Genomic DNA, 16,605 nt, shown 5'->3' with positions numbered 1-16,605 from the left:
AGACCCACGGCGCCGCACCCGTTGGGTGATATGCATGGCCCGATGAGACGCTGGAGTCTCGCCATCGGATGCATCCTGCTGGCGGCCTTCCTGCCCGGCCTCGCCGCGGGAGATGAGCCGCCGAACGTACCCGCCACCGCGCCTGCGGGCGCCCTGGCCCGCATCCGCGCCTCCGGGGTGCTTCGGGTGGCCATCGATGCCACCTACCCGCCCATGGAGTTCCTGGAGAACGGCCAGCCCGTAGGCTTCGACGTGGAGCTCGCCCGGGAGATCGCCCGCAGGCTCGGCGTCACCGCGCAGTTCATCGTCATGGACTGGGACGGCATCCTCGCCGGGCTCACCTCCGGCCGCTACGACATCATCCTCTCGTCGATGAACATCACCCCCGCACGCCAGCAGCAGGTGGACTTCGTCGAGTACGCGCGCCTGTCCCAGGTCTTCGTCACCACCCGGGGCCGGAACATCCGCACCGAGCAGGAGCTCGCCGGCCATAGCGTGGCGGTGCAGACGAACACCACCTCGCAGCGCTGGGTGGAGCAGCTCCAACAGCGAGGCATCGCCGTGCGGGAGATTCGAGCCTTCCCCGGTGCCACCGAGAGCTTCGCCGCGCTGAAGTCCGGACAGGCCGACGTCATCGTCGTCGACGAGCCCGTGGGCCTGTACTTCGCCCACGAGGACGACACCTTCGTCATCACCGGCCAGGCGCTCGAGCCGGAGCCCATCGGCATCGCCATCAACAAGCAGGACGCGGACCTGACCGCCGCCATCACCCAGGCGTTCGCGGACATCAAGGCCAGCGGAGAGCTGAAGCGGCTCTCCGAGCGTTGGTTCGGGGGAGAGCTGGGGCAGACCGCGAAGCCGCGAGGCTTCTGGGTGTTCTCCCGGGAGGTGGTGTTGCCCCGGGTGCTGCAAGGGTTGGGGGTGACGCTCCAGCTTACACTCGGCTCCGGGGTACTCGGCATTGCCCTGGGGCTGCTCGTGGCGCTGGCGCGCATCTCCCGCCGCTCGGGGCTTCGTGCCGTGGCCGTGGCCTACATCACCCTGTTCCGCGGGACGCCCCTGCTGCTGCAACTCCTCTTCATCTTCTTCGCGCTGCCGCTGTTCGCGGGGATCCGGATGGGACCCATGGCCGCGGGGCTCTCCGCGCTGTCGCTCAACGCCGCGGCCTACATCGCGGAGATCTTCCGGGCCGCCATCGAGTCCATCGACAAGGGACAGATGGAGGCAGCGCGGGCGCTGGGCATGAGCCACGAGCTGGCCATGCGCCGGGTCATCCTGCCGCAGACGTTCCGCCGCCTCATTCCCCCGCTCGTCAACGAGCTGGCGGCGCTCTCCAAGGACACCTCGCTGGTCATGGTGATCGCCCTGCCGGAGATGCTCTATGAGACGAAGCAGATCGCCGGGACGTACCTGCGCCCGGAGGTGTACGCGTGGGCGGCGATTGGATACCTGATCATCGTCGTGGCGCTGTCCACCCTGGCCCAGCGGCTGGAGCGGCGCATGGAGGCACGCGGCACATGAGCGGGCCGATCATCCGGGTGGAGGGGCTGCGCAAGTCCTTCGGCGACCGCGAGGTGCTCAGGGGCATCGACCTGGAGGTGGCCCCGGGTGAGGTCGTCGTCATCATCGGGCCGAGTGGCTGCGGCAAGTCCACGCTGCTGCGCTGTCTGAATTACCTGGAGGCACCCACGCAGGGGCGCATCTGGCTCCGGGGTGAATTGCTGGGGCGCAAGGAGAAGGAGGGACGGCTCGTCGCGCGTCCCGAGGCCGAGGTGGATCAGCAGCGCACGCACATCGGCATGGTGTTCCAGCGATTCAACCTGTTCCCCCACATGACGGCCCTGGGCAACATCATCGAAGCGCCCCAGAGGGTGAAGGGGCTGTCCCGAGCCCAGGCGGAGGCCATCGGCCTGCGGCTGCTGGAGCGCGTGGGGCTGCTCGACAGGAAGGACGAGTACCCGGCCCGCCTCTCCGGAGGGCAACAGCAGCGGGTAGCCATCGCCCGGGCCCTGGCCATGGAGCCGGAGGTGATGCTCTTCGACGAAGCCACCTCCGCGCTCGATCCGGAGCTGGCCGACGAGGTGCTCCAGGTGATGCAAGGCCTGGCCCGAGAGGGAATGACGATGCTGGTGGTCACCCACGAGATGGGGTTCGCACGCGAGGTGGCCCACCGCGTGGTCGTCCTGGACGCGGGCCTCGTCCTGGAGCAGGGTCCACCCTCGCTCATCTTCACCCAGCCCTCGCAGCCCCGCACCCGCGAGTTCCTGCGCAAGGTGCTCCACGTCCGCTCCGAGGCAGGAGATACGACATGATGCTCGATGAAATGGGCCACGAGGTGTCCTTCGAGGACATCGCGGCCCGCTACCGTGGCCACGACCTGCTGAGCTGGTTCCTCGAGACGCGCGACCTCAACGACGAAGAGCCACGCCCCCGCCTCATCGAGGGAGGCCTCCACGTCACCCACGACCTGGAGACCGGCGACGGCCCCTGGGCGTTCATCATCGACGGAGACCTCGTGACGACTGGGGACCTCATCTTCAAGACCGAGGGCGCCGGCACCTGCGCGCTCATCGTGACGGGCAACGTCCGCGCACGGAACATCATCTACGGGGGCAGCGCGCGTGTGGCGGTGGACGGCGATATCACGGCGTCCGGAGTCATCATTGGCAGTTGGGGAAGCGATGGCGCGGTGCTTGGAACCAGTGGAATCCTGACGGCGCGGGCGGTGCTGCTCGACTCGCACACCCCCATCTGGGCGAATGCGGGCGGACCGCGCTCCGTGCCCGAGGCCTTCCGCACCCTCATCGTCGGCGGCAGGGGCTGGCAGGAGTTCGAGCCCGACATCGACGCCAACGCGCTGGAGAACGACGAACAGACCTTCGTGCCCGAGGTGCTCAAGAACGGCGTGCACGACCTCCATCTGGCCAGGAAGCACGCGGAGCGGGGCGGCAGCCCGTTCCTCCCCGAGGTCGAACAATCGCTGCGCGCGAAGAAGGGACTTTGAACAGCCCCTGGACTGAAGCCATGCCCCCACCCTGTCACCTGAGTGGGGGTGTGCCTGAGTCGGCCGACGACGGGTCTATCGCGAGGGCTCGCCAGCCAGCGAGCCGCCAGCCTGGCGGGTCCGTGCGCCGTCCGCGGTGTGGAAGTTCGTCGGATGGTGGCGATCGCGCAGCCGCATGAACGGCGTCTCGACGAAGCGATACAGCAGCCAGCCGCCGAGCAGGCAGACGGCCGAGATGATCGCCACCCTGGTGCCCTCGCCCAGGCCCCAGGGCTCCAATTGCGTCCGCATGATATGGGCGAGCGGCTTGTGCGACAGGTAGATGGCATACGACCACGCCGCGAGGGAGGCGGCGCCCGGCACGCGCACGCGGTACAGCAGCGAGCCCGGGCTCAGCGCGGCCACGACCAGCAGCGCGAACGCACAGGCCATCAGCGAGTAGCCGAAGCCAGTCATGGCGAAGCCATAACCGTAGCCATCGATGTAGTAATAATTCGCGAGCAGGTAGAAGAGGACCGCGGTGGCGAGCACACCGGCGGCCAGCGTGGTACGGCCCCATCCGACCACCCGCTCCCAGAGGCGCGGATGGAAGTTCTTCAGCAGGGCGATGGCCACGCCCGGCAGGAACTCGTCAAATCGGCAGAACGAGGAGTAGTAGATGTTCGGGTAGTAGCCCTCGACGGCACCACCCGCCTCCTGTCCGTACTGGAACCACAGCACACAGCGGAGCGCGACGCCCGCGAGGATCAGGCCCGTCAACGCGAACCATGCGGCCCGCTTCGACATGGACCTGCCGAAGTGCAGCGCACCGACGATGACCAGCGGGAGCAACAGGTAGAACTGCTCCTCGATGCACAGCGACCAGGCATGTGAGAACGCCGTCCCCGGCTTCAACCACAGGTTCTGGGTGAAGGTGAGGAAGCGCCACAGGGGCGGCGGTTGCTTGCCGCCCATGACCGTGGGCAGCATGAAATACAGCGCGAGCACCACGTAGTAGTTGGGCAGCGTTCGCAGGATCCGCCGGATGTAGAACGCCCTCAGCGACAGCGCCTTCCCTTTCGCGATGCCGGCGAAGAGCTGGTTGCCGATGAGGTAGCCGCTCAGCACGAAGAACAGGTCCACCCCTGTCCAGCCCACGGTGCTGACCCAGCCGAAGGTCGGCGTGCCGCTGACGAAGACCATGTAGTGGTAGGCGAACACCAGCAGGATGGCCACCGCTCTCAGCGTGTCGAGCCCATCGAACCGTTTGAACGTGCTGCTGGCTTCCTGAGAGATCACGGTGCGTGCGTCCTCGTCCCGGGAGCGGTCGAGCTCCCGCGGTTGCGGCACCGGAGAATCGGCTGAAAACTCCGGCCCCGCCAGTATCTGCCACGCCCGTGTACACCCCGGGCTAGAGTGGCCGGAACATGGCCCGCAAGCCCAACGTTCGCGTCCAGCCGCTGCCGCTCATCGCCGTCAACGACGTCGAGGCCAGCAGCCGTTTCTACCGGAAGCTCCTCGGGTGCGAGAGCGGTCACGGAGGACGGACGTACGAGACGCTCGTCAATCAGGGCAACGTCGTTCTCCAACTGCATGCATGGGATGAAGAAGAGCATCCGAACCTGATGAACCGGGATGAGGCCCGGCCGGGCCATGGCGTGCTCCTGTGGTTCCAGATCAACGAGTTCGAGAGCGCTGTCGAACGCGCTCACTCCCTGCGGGCCAGGATCGTCGAAGAGGTCCACGTGAACCCCAACTCGGGTCAGCAAGAGCTCTGGCTCGCCGATCCCGATGGCTACCTCGTCGTGCTCGCCGACGGGGACTGATTCCGGACTCCATGGGCCACGGCCCACGAGGCCTACCGGGCTCACACCCGGAAGAGGCTGCCGAGCAGCACCCCGAACACCACGTGCGACACCAATGCGGTCAGCGGTGTTCGCATCCCATAGTGCAACCCCAGGACCCCCGGGGGCTCCAACTGCTTCACCTCTGTCGGGCTCTGGGATTCGCTCGCCATCCTCGGGTGCAGTGCAGGCAGTGCTGGCAGCACCACGAGCAGCAGGAAGCCCGCATGCAGCACGCCCATCAGCCCCCCCAGCCACCAGCTCGCCCGCCCCCACGCGGCGAATGCCGCCACGTACACCCCCGAGAACAACAACCCGTTGAGCAGGTGCAGCCCCAATCCATACAGCTTCGCCCTATCCCGGTCCGCCGTCAGCATCGTCCCCAACAGGAAGGGCAGGTTCATCCGCGTCAGCCTCAGCAGCTGGCTCCCCTCCAACAGCGCCGTCAGGACCAGGGTGCTCACAAAGCCCCACACCGCCCAATCCAGAACCCAGCTCATGCCCGCGCCTCCTCGCTGCCCTCCTCCCGTCCCGTCCGCCACACGGGCTCGCGCCAGGGCCTCACCTCCTCGAGCTCCAGCGCCGCCGAGATGAGTCCCACGTGCGTGAAGGCCTGCGGGAAGTTGCCCCGCGCCTCCCCCGTCTCCGCGTCCACTTCCTCCGCGAACAGCCCCACGTCGTTGGCCAACCCCAGCAGCTTCTCGAACGCCCGCTCCGCCTCCGCGAAGCTCCCCCCGCCCTTCGCCAGGAAACCGACCTTCCAGAAGGAGCAGATGCCGAAGGCGCCACTGCCCTCCTGGATGTCGTTCTCGTTGCGGTAGAGCAGCGCGTCCCCCGCCCCGAGCCGTTCCTCGATACGCCGGTACGTGCTCCGCATCCGCTCCGAGCGCGCGTCCTCGAAGCCGTACCAGGCCATCAGCAGCAGGTCCGCATCCACCTCGTCCCCGTCCAGCACCCGCACGTAGCTGTGCAGCCGCCGATTCCAGCCCCGCGTCTCAATCTCTTCCCGCAGCCGCTCCCTCGCCTGTTGGAAGCGCTCCATGGGAATCCGCACGTTCCGGAACACCCCTCGCCCATAGAGCTCCAGCAGCCGATCCAGCGCCGCCCAGCATGACAGCCTGGAGAAGGTGTGCTCGCGCTTGCCCGTGCGTGGCTCCCAGATGCCCTCGTCCGGCCGCTCCCACACCTTCGTGACGTACTCGCCGAACCGCTTCAGCATCTTCAGCTCCTCCCGGTCCAGGTGCCCGCCACGCCGGGCCAGTTGTGCCACCGCGTCGATGGCCTCGCCGTATGAGTCCAGCTGCAACTGTATCGCCGCCGCATTCCCCACCCGCACTGGCCGTGAGCCCTCGTACCCGCGCAGGTGCGGCAGCTCCTCCTCGCCGGTGCGCAGCCGGCCGTAGACGTCGTAGAAGACATGCATCCGCGGCTGCGTCAGCCATGTGGCTCGCAGCAGCCAGGACACGAAGGCCTCGGCCTCCGCCTCGTAGCCCAGCCCGTAGAGGGCCCGCGCGGTGAAGGCCGAGTCCCTCACCCAGCAGAAGCGGTAATCCCAGTTGTCCTGCCCGCCCATCACCTCCGGAAGCGACGTGGTAGGCGCCGCCACCAATCCGCCCGAAGGCCCGAAGGTCAGCAGTTTCAATACCAGCGCGCTGCGCACCACGGCCTCGCGGCAGGGGCCCGCGTAGCGGCACCTGCTCACCCAGCCGCGCCAGGCCTTCACCGTGCGCTCCACCTGCCCCCATGAGAAGCGCCCCACCGGCGGCAGCACGGCCGGCCCGTCGTTCGTCGCCGTGAGCGAGAAATGCACCCGCTGCCCCGCCCGGAGCGTGAGCCGCCCATGCAGCCCTCCCTCGGGCCTGGGCTGTAGTGGAACGTCCGTGCGCAGCGTGTACAGCCACCCGTCATGCTCCTGCCTCCAGCCCAGGTTCCCCCCGTCCTTCACCTGGGCCTTCGCCCGTCCGTAGTCCGGTCTCGGGTCGTAGAGCACCTCCAGCGTCACCTCCCCCCGCTCGCACGAGACGCAGCGCAACAGTTCGCGCTCGGGCTGTGTAAAGGCCAGGTGCTTCTCGTGGAGGGGCATCAGGTCCGTGACCACCAACGTGCCTCCATCCGTGTCGAAGCGCGTCTCGAGCACGTTGGTGTCCGGCACGTAGCGCCGCGTCACCCGCGAGGGTCCCACGGGGTGCAGGCGCCAGGTGCCGCCCACCTCCGGATCCAGAATCGCCGCGAAGAGAGAGGGGCTATCGAAGCGGGGCCAGCACAGCCAGTCGATAGCACCGGCGCGCGAGACGAGCGCGGTGCTGTGCCCATCCCCGATGAGGGCGTAGTCGTGAATGCGCGCGGGCCGCAAGCAGGCCTCCCTTCCGGGGAGGGTGGTCACCTCGGGCGGGAGCGGCAGCCTTGGGAGAGGGCCTGGCGCCCGCCCGTCTGGTGACTGAGTGAGCCGTTCCACCCCTCCTGGCCAGGGAGTCAAGCATTCCCCCTCGGGTTGATCGGACGGAATCCATCATAGACGGCGACCGCCAGGAGCAGCACCACCGGTGCCACGAGCGAAGGGAGCCCGAAGCGCCGCTGAAACAGCGTGCCCCAGGCCGCGCCGAGCAGGAACATGAGCCACAGGCCGCCCATGAAGAAGGTCTCCTGCACACTCTTCTCGCCCAGCCCGAGCCGAAAGAGTCCACGCCAGGTGATGCGCGGCATCCGCCCTCGGGTGTCGAGCACCCAGAAGACGAGCGATACGACCGACTCACCGAACTTGGTGAGTGTCCCGGTGATGTGAGTGGTGAACACCGAGAAGGGCCCCACGCGGCGGAGGCTCGCGTTCTGCATTCCCATGGCCAGGGCGCCAAGAGACACCTGCGCATGGAAGAACGGCCCCTGGAGCCCCGGCCCGAGCACCAGGAAAGCACCGAGCAGCGCCACCTCCAGCAGCACGGTGAAGCGGAAGGGCGGGGCCCGGAGGCGGACGCACAGCTCGTAGACCAGCCCCGACAGCATCAGCCCGCCAGTGAACATGACGATGGCCAGGAGCCCCACGGAGGCCGGGCCCCATTCACCCTCCACGCCGCGCATCGCGAGCCGCACGGTGTTGCCGCTCATGTTCGCCAGCAGGAGCTTGTCGAGCGTCAGGTAGCCCACCGCATCCACAAAGCCCGCCACCAGACACAGGCACAGCGCAATGACAACCTTGGAACGGAATGCCGGTGCGGGCTCGCTCATACGCCTCCCCTTCCCCTGGCTACCAGGAGTTGGGCACGTATGAAATGGCAAGGGGCGGGGCCCAGGGGGTGAATGCACACTCCGCCCGCCAGGGCCACGGTGGGCAGACCAAGGGCCCGTCTGCGCTGGCCGGGCCCGCCCCTTCACACCCGCACCAGCGGGAACAGGTTATCGGGAGCAAGGGCCAGGAGACGAAGGAGGAGTGCGTGATGCCAACCCCCGTGGGTCGCAAGCAGTGGGCCATCGCAGAGGGCTACATCCCCGGGAAGAGCACGAAGAGCGCGGAGCAGAGTCGAGCACTGGAGAGTCATGAGACAGCCTGCCTGCTCAACGCGTCCGACCAGGACGCCCATGTGGAAATCACCCTCTTCTTCAAGGACCGCGAGCCCGTGGGCCCCTACCGGGTGACAGTACCGGCACGACGCACGCAGCACGTGCGCTTCAACGACTTGAAGGACCCGGCTCCCGTTCCTCGCGACACCGACTACGCGAGCCTCATCCAGTCGGACGTTCCCATCGTGGTTCAGCACACGCGGCTCGACTCGAGGCAGTCCGAGCTCGCGCTCATCTCCACGATGGCCTTCCCCGTCGATTGACGGAATATGGCCGACGGGTGCGGCTGCCACCGGGCCTGGCTGGCCGCGCACCTGCCCGCTTGCTGCCGGTGCGGCACAGAGCGGACGTCGAAGGAAGCCAGCCAGGACAGAGAAGCCAGGTACGGAACGCCCCGCGAGGTGACATAGAGTCGGCGGGAGCGAGGAAGCCGTGAATGGAGAGTGACACCTGGAAGATCCTGCTGCTGCGCCTGCGCCACCACCTGCCGCAGATGCTGGGGGTGGCGGTACTGTCCACGGCTGTGGCGGCTGCGTGCTGGCTCCTCGGGTGGCTGGGGCTTCCGGCCCTGGAGCGCGCCCTCTACGACCGCGCGCTCACCACCTTCACCCGAAGCCGCGGCCTGTCACCCGACATCGTTGTGGTCGCCATTGATCAGACGAGCCTCAATGGTGTCCGCGACAACCCCACGTACGCGCGCGACTTCGGCACCTACCCGTGGAACCGCGGCCTGTGGGCACGGGTGATGGAGGAACTGGCGCATCACGGCGCCCGGGCCGTGCTGTTCGACGGGGTGATGGACGAGCGCTCCACCGGCGCGGAGCCCGACTTCGCCCGCGTGCTGCGGGACACCGGCCTGCCCGTGTACCTGGGAGTGGCCACCCATCCGAGAGCCGCTCCCCTCCCGAAGGTGGATCCCGTCCATCCTCCGCCCGCCCAGGACTTCGGGGAGGTGGCGGACCCCATGGCCGCGGCACAGGTGCTGGCCTTCCCGGTGCGGACGGACGGACGCGCGCTGCCGCTCCTGGAGTCCGAGCCCCTGCCGGAAGCACGTCAGCCCAACCACCTCATCCCGCCCGCCACACCGCTGCTCGCGGAGGCCAAGGGTTTCGGACTGGTGGAGGTGGAGCCGGATCCGGACGGGCTCATACGGCGAACCCGCTTCGCGTACACGGATGGAGTCAACGCGTATGTCACGCTTCCGGTGGTGGCGGCGGCGGACCTCTTCGGGGCCAGGGAGCTCGTGTTCTCCGGCCGCACGATGCGGCTGGGCTCGCGCGAGCTCGAGGTGAACCCGGACGGCAGCGCGGAGCTCGACTTCGGCGGCTCGCTGCATGAGCGATTCCCAATCGTCCCGGTCGTGACACTGCTGGACGCGTGGACGCTGCGCAAGGACAGAAAGCCAACAGGGCTCAAGCCAGACCTGTTCCGAGGCCGGGTCGTGGTGATCGGCCGCACGGCGGTGGAAGAGCTGGGAGGCGCCAGGGCCACGCCGTTCGGGGCGCCGGTGCCAGGGGTGAGCAAACAGCTCGCGGTGATGGAGAACCTCCTCTCCGGCCGCTTCATCACCGAGGCTCCTTTCTGGGTGAGTCTGCTGTTCGGGCTCGGGCTGGCAGTGGTGTCGGCGGTGCTCCTGATGACGGTTCGCATGCCCGAGCTAGAGCTGGCGTGGTTGCTGCTGGTGGTCGTTCCCATCGTCTTCCTGGTGATGGGCGCTTCATTGGCGCTGGGGCGGGTACACCTGCTCGCGGCAATGCCCGCGGCGGCGGGCCTGCTGGCGTGCCTGGGCGCGATGGCCTCCAACCACCTCTTCGCCAACCGCGAGGCCGCGTTCATCCGGCAGGCCTTCAGCCGTTACATGGAGCCCCGGCTCATCGAGCAGATGATCGAGGAGAACCGGCTCCCCCGGCTGGACGGTGAAGAGCGGGAGCTCACCGCCTTCTTCAGCGACATCCGTGGCTTCTCCAGCTTCTCCGAGACCTTCCAGGACCAGCCGCGTGAGCTGGTCCGCGTGCTCAACCAATACCTGACGCGGGTGAGCTCGGCGCTGCTGCATGAGGGGGGCTGCCTGGACAAGTACATCGGCGACGCGGTGGTGTGCCTCTTCGGAGCGCCCGTGAACCATCCGGATCACGCGGTGCGCGCCTGCCGGGGCGCCCTGGCGGCGCAGGCGGAGGTCAACCGTCTGCGCGCCGAGTTCCGGAAGCAGGGTCTTCCAGACGTGTACACGCGCATTGGCCTCAACAGCGCCCGGCTCTTCGTGGGCAACTTCGGCAGCGAGCAGCTCTTCGACTACACGGCCATGGGCGACGGCATGAACCTGGCCTCGCGGTTGGAGGGAGCGAACAAGGCCTATGGCTCGCTGATCATGATCGGCCCGCGCACCTATGAGCTGGCGCGCGACCACATCGAGGTGCGGGAGCTGGACCGGGTGCGGGTGGCGGGCAAGGAGGAGGCGGTGACGGTGTATGAGTTGCTGGCGCTCAAGGGCGAGCTGCCAGCGGAGAAGCTCGAGACGGTCGAGCGCTACCACGAAGCGCTCGCGCTGTACCGGCAGGCACGCTTCGCGGAGGCAGCAAAGGTGTTGGAGGCGCGGCTGGCCGAGGATCTGGAGGATGGCCCGACGGCCGCGCTGCTCTCGCGCTGCCGGAAGTACCAGCAGCACCCACCCCCGCTGCCCTTCGATGGAGTCGCCAACCTCGAGAAGTGAGAGGTCGATTCTGGTGACCCAGATTCAGCGGTAGGAGCCTCTATGTCTTGATGGCGAATCTCCCCCCTCGCCAGCTCAAGGCAGACTTCATGCTCCATTACAAAAATTCAACGCGATTCCTTCGTGCCGCGTGCGCGGCTCTGCTCTTCACGAGCGCGTGCAACCCGGCGAGCGGCTCGCCCGACGGGCAAGACGACATCACCCAGGCCGCCTCGGGTGCGTTGCTCACCTCTGGCGTGAGCTTCAAGACGGTGCTCGGCAGCCGGTATGTGGGCGCTCAAAACAACGGTGGCGGTGCGGTCATCGCGACGGCGACGGCCGCGCAAGCGTGGGAAAAGTTCACGATCGATGACATCAACGGCGGGGCCCTCGAGAGTGGGGACTCGATCTTCATCATCGCGGGCAACGGACAGTATTTCCAGGCGGCGAACGGCGGCGGCTCCACGCTGAACGCCGCCAGCTCGAATCGCCTCGGCTGGGAGACGTTCCGCATCGTCAAGCAGAACGGGAGCGGCGTCATCGCGAACGGCGACGTCGTCGGCCTGCAGACGGTGACGACGGGCCATTGGGTGTCCGCGGAGAACGGCGGCGGCAGCACGGTGTTCGCGTATGGCGCCGCGCTCGGCCCGTGGGAGCAGTTGACGATCTCCGGCCTGCCCACGGGCACGCCGCCGCCGCAGCAGACGCGCGTCGTGGGCTATCTGCCGAACTGGTACGGCTCCTATGCGAGCTGGGTCGGCAAGGTCGACTTCAGCAAGCTCACGCACGTGAACCTCGCGTTCGCCCTGGGCGACGCGAACGGACACCTCCAGCTGGCGTCGGACAGCGACCTCGCGACGTTCGTGAACGCCGCGCATGCCAAGGGCGTGAAGGTGTTCCCCTCGCTCTGTGGTGGCGGAGGAGACAGCCAGATCACGCCCTTCTACCAGCCCGCCAAGGTCGATGCCTTCGTGGATCACATCATCGACTACGTGGTCTCGCACAACATGGACGGGATCGACGTGGACGTGGAGGCGCCGGATCGCATGGGTGCCACGTACGACACGTTCATCGCGAAGTTGATCGCCAAGGCCCGGCCTCGCGGTCTTCCCGTGACGGCCGCCGTCTCGCAGTGGATGCAGTACGGCATGTCGGACACGACGCTGCGTTCCTTCGATTTCATCACCATCATGTCCTACGACAACACGGGCACCTGGACGGGCCCGGGCGAGCACTCGAGTTATTCGCAGGCGGTGGACGCGCTCTCCTACTATGCGAACAAGGGTGTGCCCGCGAACAAGATGGTGCTCGGGGTGCCCTTCTACGGGTACTGCTGGGGCAACTGCGGGGGAGGACAGAGCAGCACGTACGTGCTCTACAAAGACATCCTGGCGAAGTACCCCAACGCCTGGAACTCGGATTGGATCAACGCCGACGGGGCCCAGTATTCGTATAACGGGCTCGCGACGATGCGCGCGAAGGCGGCCCTGGCGAAGCAGTACGGCGGCATCATGATCTGGGAGCTGGCCGGAGACGTGGCCACTTCGAGCGATCAATCCCTGCTGCGCGCCATCGACGGCTCGGTGCACTGAAACCACCTGGAAGGCCATGGGTTCGGGATATATTTCCGGCCGTCTCCTCATCCTCGAGGTACACGGAGGAAGTCCCATGTCCTTTGGCCGGCTGTGCATGACAGGCCTTGCCCTGCTGGTGTGGGCGGGTTGTTCCCACACCCAGGGCGCGTCACAAGGTCCAGGCGCCAACCCCGCATCGGCTCCGCGAACCGAGCACGTCTACCTCCTCCCCCTCGAGGAGACGCTCCTCGAGGCCCAGAAGCTGCTGCAGGAGCGGCGCCTCGTCCTGGAGCCCTTCGAAGGGGACCCCCACCGGCTCATCAGCTCCTGGGTGCAGCATGCCCCGGACAGCCTGCTCAGGACCCGAGAGCGCTACCTGCTGGTCGGAATCCAGGTCGCGCCCAAGCAGTCCGTGGTGCGCGTCTTCCGGCTGACCGATGTCTCGATTCCAGGCGGCACCGCCGAGGTAGCCTCCTACTCCGAGGTGAATATTCACCCCGATAAGATCGAGATGGATCCCTACATGCACGGCGTCGAGGAATCGCGCACCCTGATGCGTGGCATCCGGGATGAGGCCATCGAACAGGAACTGACGCAGCGGCTGGAGAGCAGGCCCTCCGTCGAGCTCGTGGGAGAGCGTGCCCCCGAGTCGCCCCTGAAGCCGCGCCGGAACGAGGATTTCTATCTCCAGGGATGGAAGGAGCCCGCTCGCGTCTCGCTGTGCGAGAACTGGCTCCGGGACGCGAAGGAGCTCCTGCGGCCCGGCCAGACCGTGCTGGTAGGCGAACAGCTCGGTACCCGTGAGGTCCCGGCCTTGGTGGGAGACCTCGCCTGCCAGGCCGCCGCGGCCGGGTTGGCTGTCACGCTCGGCATCGCCATGCCCAAGAACGAGCAGTCACGGCTCAACACCTATCTGGCCAGCCGCGGCACCCCCGCGGATCAGGACCTGTTGCTGGATGGAGACTTCTGGCGCAGGCCCTACCAGGACGGACGCAGCAGCCGGGCCATGTTGATGTTGGTGGATCAGGTGCGGGCACTGCGCGCCCTGGGACTGCTCATCAACCTGGTGGCCTATGACACGGACGATTCCTACGGCAGTCGACGCGACGACGTGCTGGCCCAATATTGGTTGAAGCGACGCGCGGAACACCCGGACGAGTTCATCCTCGTGCTGGCGGGCAACGCCCACGTCACCACCCTCAAGGGCGCCCCCTGGGACAAGGACTACACCCCCATGGGCTGGCACCTGGCACAGGCGGATCCGACGCTCAAGGCGCTCGACCTGAGCCACCTGCCGGGCTTCCGGTGGGGGTGTGATTTCACCGCGCAAGGCCAGCTCGACTGCCGCGTCTATCGGATCGCTCGCACCCAATGGCTCCCGTCGATCACTCTGGTGACCCCCTTCCTCTACCTCTTCCCGCACCTGAACAGTCAGGGGTACCACGGGGTCATCTACGCGACCCGGCTGACGCCCTCGCTACCCGCCACGGCCACGGTCCCGCCCCCCAAGCCGAAGTAGGGCGCGCCTCGCTCCGGCTGAGAGGAAGCCGGGGGGTGGCACTGCTCCCGGCCGGTGCCGGCTCGGCGCCCGGCGGCTTCGATTCCCGCCGCATCCAGCATGGCGACGCCTGCGCACGTTTGCTCGACCACGAAGGTCCCCGCACTGAGGTGCAAGTTTCGTTGTACGGGACTCGGGTCCGGCTTGAACGCGGGCGGGTCCTGGCTACATCTCCATCAAGTCAGCCTCGGCCCCGCGTCGCTCCACGAAATAAAACTCCCACTTCCCGATGGCCCATTGGGCCCTCGCATAGCGACACAGAAGGGCCTCCGTCAGGAACCGACCGATCGTACAGACCTGCGCTCCCTTCGTGTCCTTCTGGTTCCTGGCCTCCCAGCGGACCTAGTGGGCGACGGCAGGGGTTCTCAGGATCTCGAAGTTCTGATCCATGAGGTAGAAGTGCCGTCCCGAGCGGCAGAGGGCAATGGCGTGATTGCCTTCCTCCTTGGTGCTCAGATTGCTCAGCTTCATGCTGACGTAACACGCCCAATCGTCGACACGGGGAGCTCGGCTGGCGGCTGCGGTTCCCTGGTCAGCCTTTTCATCCTGAGCCCCACGAAAGATCTTGTCGATGTCCTCGATGAATGCCTTCTTCCGCTTCTCATCGCTGGCATCCTCAGGGCCGAACCACCTATCCAGCTCCACGGGAAAATTCAACCAAAGACCAGGATACAACCTCCTGAACACGCCAAGCCGCTCGAAGGTGGCTTTCCTATCCAGCTCCAGCTTGAGTATCCCCGGCTCTGGTTTTTTCGGTCGTTTGGAGTCGGTCTTCGCATCCTCCTCGGCGTGTTTCATCTTGGCCTCATCCTGGCCTCTCTTGAACACATCCATGGCCCGAGTGTACGTCTTGGAATACCAGAAGTGCTTCTGCCCGATCCTCGCAAAATCGGGGTTGTAGCTCTTTGCAGACGCGGTACTCCTCGTCATGTGATGCAACCAGTCGAGTGACAGGATCGAACAGAGCCCCTCGATCTTGCCAAACTCGACACTGGTCATGCGCACCGCTCTCAGGAGTTCCTGATGGGAGAACCTGCGGAGGCACTCCACACCGACGCCAGGCTCCCATCTCCCCCTGGCAGCCTTGGCTTCCTGTTGCTTCGGCTGCCGGCCCGCACTCCTTGCGGAGCCTGCCTCCTTGGCATCCCGTTCCTTCTCGTCGTACTCGACTCCATCCTCGTCTCCATCCTCGTCTTCGGAATCAGAGAGGTGTTCCCATCTGCGTCTGGCAGATGCCTTTTCCCTATCAAGCGCCGCCTCCAGGCTGTCCAGGAACTCCGCGTCGTCGGCCCCCTTGTTCACCTGCGCGATGATCTCTTCCATTCCCTCCTGGGTAATGGGGCAGTCGAAGGCAAACTCATTAATCAGCGAAAGCGCCTTCCTCTCCCACAGCAAGGCCCACGCGTCGGAGACAGCCGAGCCGGCCTGGCTGAGCTCCCCCGCGCCAGCCGCGCCAGCCGCGCCGGCCGCAGCAGCCGCGCCGGCCGCAGCAGCCGCGCCGGCCGCAGCAGCCGCGCCGGCCGCAGCAGCCGCGCCGGCCTTCTCGTCGCCAGCCGGGTTGGCCTTCCTGAGTGCCAGGCGAAGCTCATCGATCGAGAACTGGCGCTTCCGTTTCACCTTCAGACTGAGATGCTTCTCCAGGGCCCCCCTCACGGACTTCACCAGATCGTAGTACTCGTCTACTCCCATCGACTTGAAGTCGTACTTCCGCTTCGTTGCAAACTTCTCGATCGCGGCCAGGGCCCGCTCAATGATGACACTGCTCTGTGTGGGAGCGGACTCGACGTAGTCCATGAGAAGCGCGTCGAATGCTTTGCGGCCCGGGGCGAACCCGCTGGAGAACAGGCCGGGATACTTCATCTTGATGAACTGCTTGAGCTCGTCGCGCCTCTTCGCGAGCTCGATGCGGCGGCTCTTGTTGACCTCGCTGAGCTGCAGATCGGACGCTTTGATATCCTTCTCGTACTTCCCTGTGAATTCCTTGTACCAGCCCTCGCGCTCCTGCGCGACGAGACGCTTGCGTTCGGCTGCCTCCTTGAGTTCAGCCTCTGCAGCCTCCTTTGCTTCCTTCGCTTTCTCCTTTGCTTCCTTCTCTGCCTTGACCTTTCCCTCGGGATCGAACTTCATCCCGAGACCTACTTCCACGCCACGAACCACCGAAGCACTGCCAGGCCTCTCCTCGTCAGCGGCGATTGATTGGCGTCTCTCCTCACTCTCATTCGCCCAGTCGAGGATGGCCAGGGTGTCGTCGACCTCCGCCTTGAGCGCGTCCAGTACATTGTCTGGGCGTTTGGGCCATGGCCATGGATCCACCAAGCTGCGGATCTTCGTGCGGACCTCTACGCTGAAGTACTTGAGCGCCGGGATGTGCGCCCGGAGTTCTTCGTCTGTGATGGGCATGG

General features: G+C 66.6%; 13 protein-coding genes. 8 read left to right on the top strand and 5 right to left on the bottom strand.

The window, feature by feature from the left end:
- Window positions 1–42 precede the first annotated feature (42 nt).
- Genes DAT35_RS37650 through DAT35_RS37640 form a run of 3 tightly spaced genes read left to right on the top strand, consistent with a single transcriptional unit; the run spans window position 43 to window position 3,004 of the window.
- Window positions 43–1,521, top strand: coding sequence for an ABC transporter substrate-binding protein/permease (locus DAT35_RS37650; protein ID WP_108074101.1), 1,479 nt, complete (start codon window positions 43–45; stop codon window positions 1,519–1,521).
- Window positions 1,518–2,312: an amino acid ABC transporter ATP-binding protein gene (locus tag DAT35_RS37645; RefSeq protein WP_108074100.1), complete on the top strand. Its 795-nt coding sequence runs from the start codon at window positions 1,518–1,520 to the stop codon at window positions 2,310–2,312. The genes DAT35_RS37650 and DAT35_RS37645 overlap by 4 nt, the downstream gene beginning before the upstream one ends.
- Window positions 2,309–3,004: a polymer-forming cytoskeletal protein gene (locus tag DAT35_RS37640; RefSeq protein ID WP_108074099.1), complete on the top strand. Its 696-nt coding sequence runs from the start codon at window positions 2,309–2,311 to the stop codon at window positions 3,002–3,004. The genes DAT35_RS37645 and DAT35_RS37640 overlap by 4 nt, the downstream gene beginning before the upstream one ends.
- A 75-nt stretch (window positions 3,005–3,079) precedes the next feature.
- On the opposite strand, the gene DAT35_RS37635 is transcribed toward DAT35_RS37640, so the two are convergent.
- Entirely contained in the window at window positions 3,080–4,282 is a 1,203-nt protein-coding gene (locus DAT35_RS37635; protein WP_108074206.1) for an acyltransferase, read from the bottom strand.
- Window positions 4,283–4,410: 128 nt separating this feature from the next.
- Between DAT35_RS37635 and DAT35_RS37630 the strand changes: the two genes are divergently transcribed.
- Entirely contained in the window at window positions 4,411–4,809 is a 399-nt protein-coding gene (locus DAT35_RS37630) for a VOC family protein (protein ID WP_108074098.1), read from the top strand.
- A gap of 41 nt (window positions 4,810–4,850) precedes the next feature.
- Here DAT35_RS37630 and DAT35_RS37625 read toward each other — a convergent pair whose 3' ends face one another.
- The 3 genes from DAT35_RS37625 to DAT35_RS37615 form a co-directional block, all read right to left on the bottom strand.
- Window positions 4,851–5,327 carry a hypothetical protein gene (locus tag DAT35_RS37625; protein ID WP_108074097.1) on the bottom strand — a complete coding sequence of 159 codons (477 nt, stop codon included), beginning with the start codon at window positions 5,325–5,327 and terminating at the stop codon, window positions 4,851–4,853.
- Complete coding sequence (locus DAT35_RS37620; RefSeq protein WP_108074096.1) at window positions 5,324–7,180, bottom strand: glycoside hydrolase family 15 protein; 1,857 nt, start codon at window positions 7,178–7,180, stop codon at window positions 5,324–5,326. Before DAT35_RS37620 ends, DAT35_RS37625 begins: the two co-directional genes overlap by 4 nt.
- Before the next feature lie 119 nt (window positions 7,181–7,299).
- Complete coding sequence (locus tag DAT35_RS37615; protein WP_108074095.1) at window positions 7,300–8,049, bottom strand: YoaK family protein; 750 nt, start codon at window positions 8,047–8,049, stop codon at window positions 7,300–7,302.
- 209 nt (window positions 8,050–8,258) lie between these two features.
- On the opposite strand from DAT35_RS37615, the gene DAT35_RS37610 reads away from it, so the two are divergent.
- The 4 genes from DAT35_RS37610 (at window position 8,259) to DAT35_RS37595 (ending at window position 14,164) form a co-directional block, all read left to right on the top strand.
- Window positions 8,259–8,645, top strand: a complete 387-nt coding sequence (locus tag DAT35_RS37610) for a sensory rhodopsin transducer (protein ID WP_108074094.1) — start codon at window positions 8,259–8,261, stop codon at window positions 8,643–8,645.
- A 173-nt stretch (window positions 8,646–8,818) separates the two neighbouring features.
- On the top strand, window positions 8,819–11,092 hold the full coding sequence (locus DAT35_RS37605; RefSeq protein WP_108074093.1) for a CHASE2 domain-containing protein: 2,274 nt from the start codon (window positions 8,819–8,821) through the stop codon (window positions 11,090–11,092).
- A gap of 50 nt (window positions 11,093–11,142) precedes the next feature.
- Complete coding sequence (locus DAT35_RS37600) at window positions 11,143–12,663, top strand: glycosyl hydrolase family 18 protein (protein ID WP_233261953.1); 1,521 nt, start codon at window positions 11,143–11,145, stop codon at window positions 12,661–12,663.
- A 76-nt stretch (window positions 12,664–12,739) separates the two neighbouring features.
- Complete coding sequence (locus tag DAT35_RS37595) at window positions 12,740–14,164, top strand: hypothetical protein (protein ID WP_108074092.1); 1,425 nt, start codon at window positions 12,740–12,742, stop codon at window positions 14,162–14,164.
- A 381-nt stretch (window positions 14,165–14,545) separates the two neighbouring features.
- Here the strand turns inward: DAT35_RS37595 and DAT35_RS60155 are convergent, their stop codons facing one another.
- The gene (locus DAT35_RS60155; protein ID WP_199243111.1) at window positions 14,546–16,603 is read right to left on the bottom strand and encodes a hypothetical protein; all 2,058 of its coding nucleotides are present in this window, start codon (window positions 16,601–16,603) and stop codon (window positions 14,546–14,548) included.
- Between the last annotated feature and the right edge of the window lie 2 nt (window positions 16,604–16,605).

The sequence above is a fragment of the Vitiosangium sp. GDMCC 1.1324 genome (assembly GCF_003044305.1).
GTDB lineage: Bacteria > Myxococcota > Myxococcia > Myxococcales > Myxococcaceae > Archangium.
The sequence above is the reverse complement of the archived record's forward strand: the minus strand, read 5'-3'. Positions and strand labels throughout refer to the sequence as shown.

Bases quoted from the DNA above. Each gene is read 5' to 3' on its own strand.
- DAT35_RS37610 (WP_108074094.1), top strand. From the start codon at position 8,259: ATGCCAACCCCCGTGGGTCGCAAGCAGTGGGCCATCGCAGAGGGCTAC.
- DAT35_RS37625 (WP_108074097.1), bottom strand. From the start codon at position 5,327: ATGAGCTGGGTTCTGGATTGGGCGGTGTGGGGCTTTGTGAGCACCCTG.
- DAT35_RS37650 (WP_108074101.1), top strand. From the start codon at position 43: ATGAGACGCTGGAGTCTCGCCATCGGATGCATCCTGCTGGCGGCCTTC.
- DAT35_RS37615 (WP_108074095.1), bottom strand. From the start codon at position 8,049: ATGAGCGAGCCCGCACCGGCATTCCGTTCCAAGGTTGTCATTGCGCTG.
- DAT35_RS37630 (WP_108074098.1), top strand. From the start codon at position 4,411: ATGGCCCGCAAGCCCAACGTTCGCGTCCAGCCGCTGCCGCTCATCGCC.
- DAT35_RS37640 (WP_108074099.1), top strand. From the start codon at position 2,309: ATGATGCTCGATGAAATGGGCCACGAGGTGTCCTTCGAGGACATCGCG.
- DAT35_RS60155 (WP_199243111.1), bottom strand. From the start codon at position 16,603: ATGCCCATCACAGACGAAGAACTCCGGGCGCACATCCCGGCGCTCAAG.
- DAT35_RS37605 (WP_108074093.1), top strand. From the start codon at position 8,819: ATGGAGAGTGACACCTGGAAGATCCTGCTGCTGCGCCTGCGCCACCAC.
- DAT35_RS37600 (WP_233261953.1), top strand. From the start codon at position 11,143: ATGGCGAATCTCCCCCCTCGCCAGCTCAAGGCAGACTTCATGCTCCAT.
- DAT35_RS37595 (WP_108074092.1), top strand. From the start codon at position 12,740: ATGTCCTTTGGCCGGCTGTGCATGACAGGCCTTGCCCTGCTGGTGTGG.
- DAT35_RS37645 (WP_108074100.1), top strand. From the start codon at position 1,518: ATGAGCGGGCCGATCATCCGGGTGGAGGGGCTGCGCAAGTCCTTCGGC.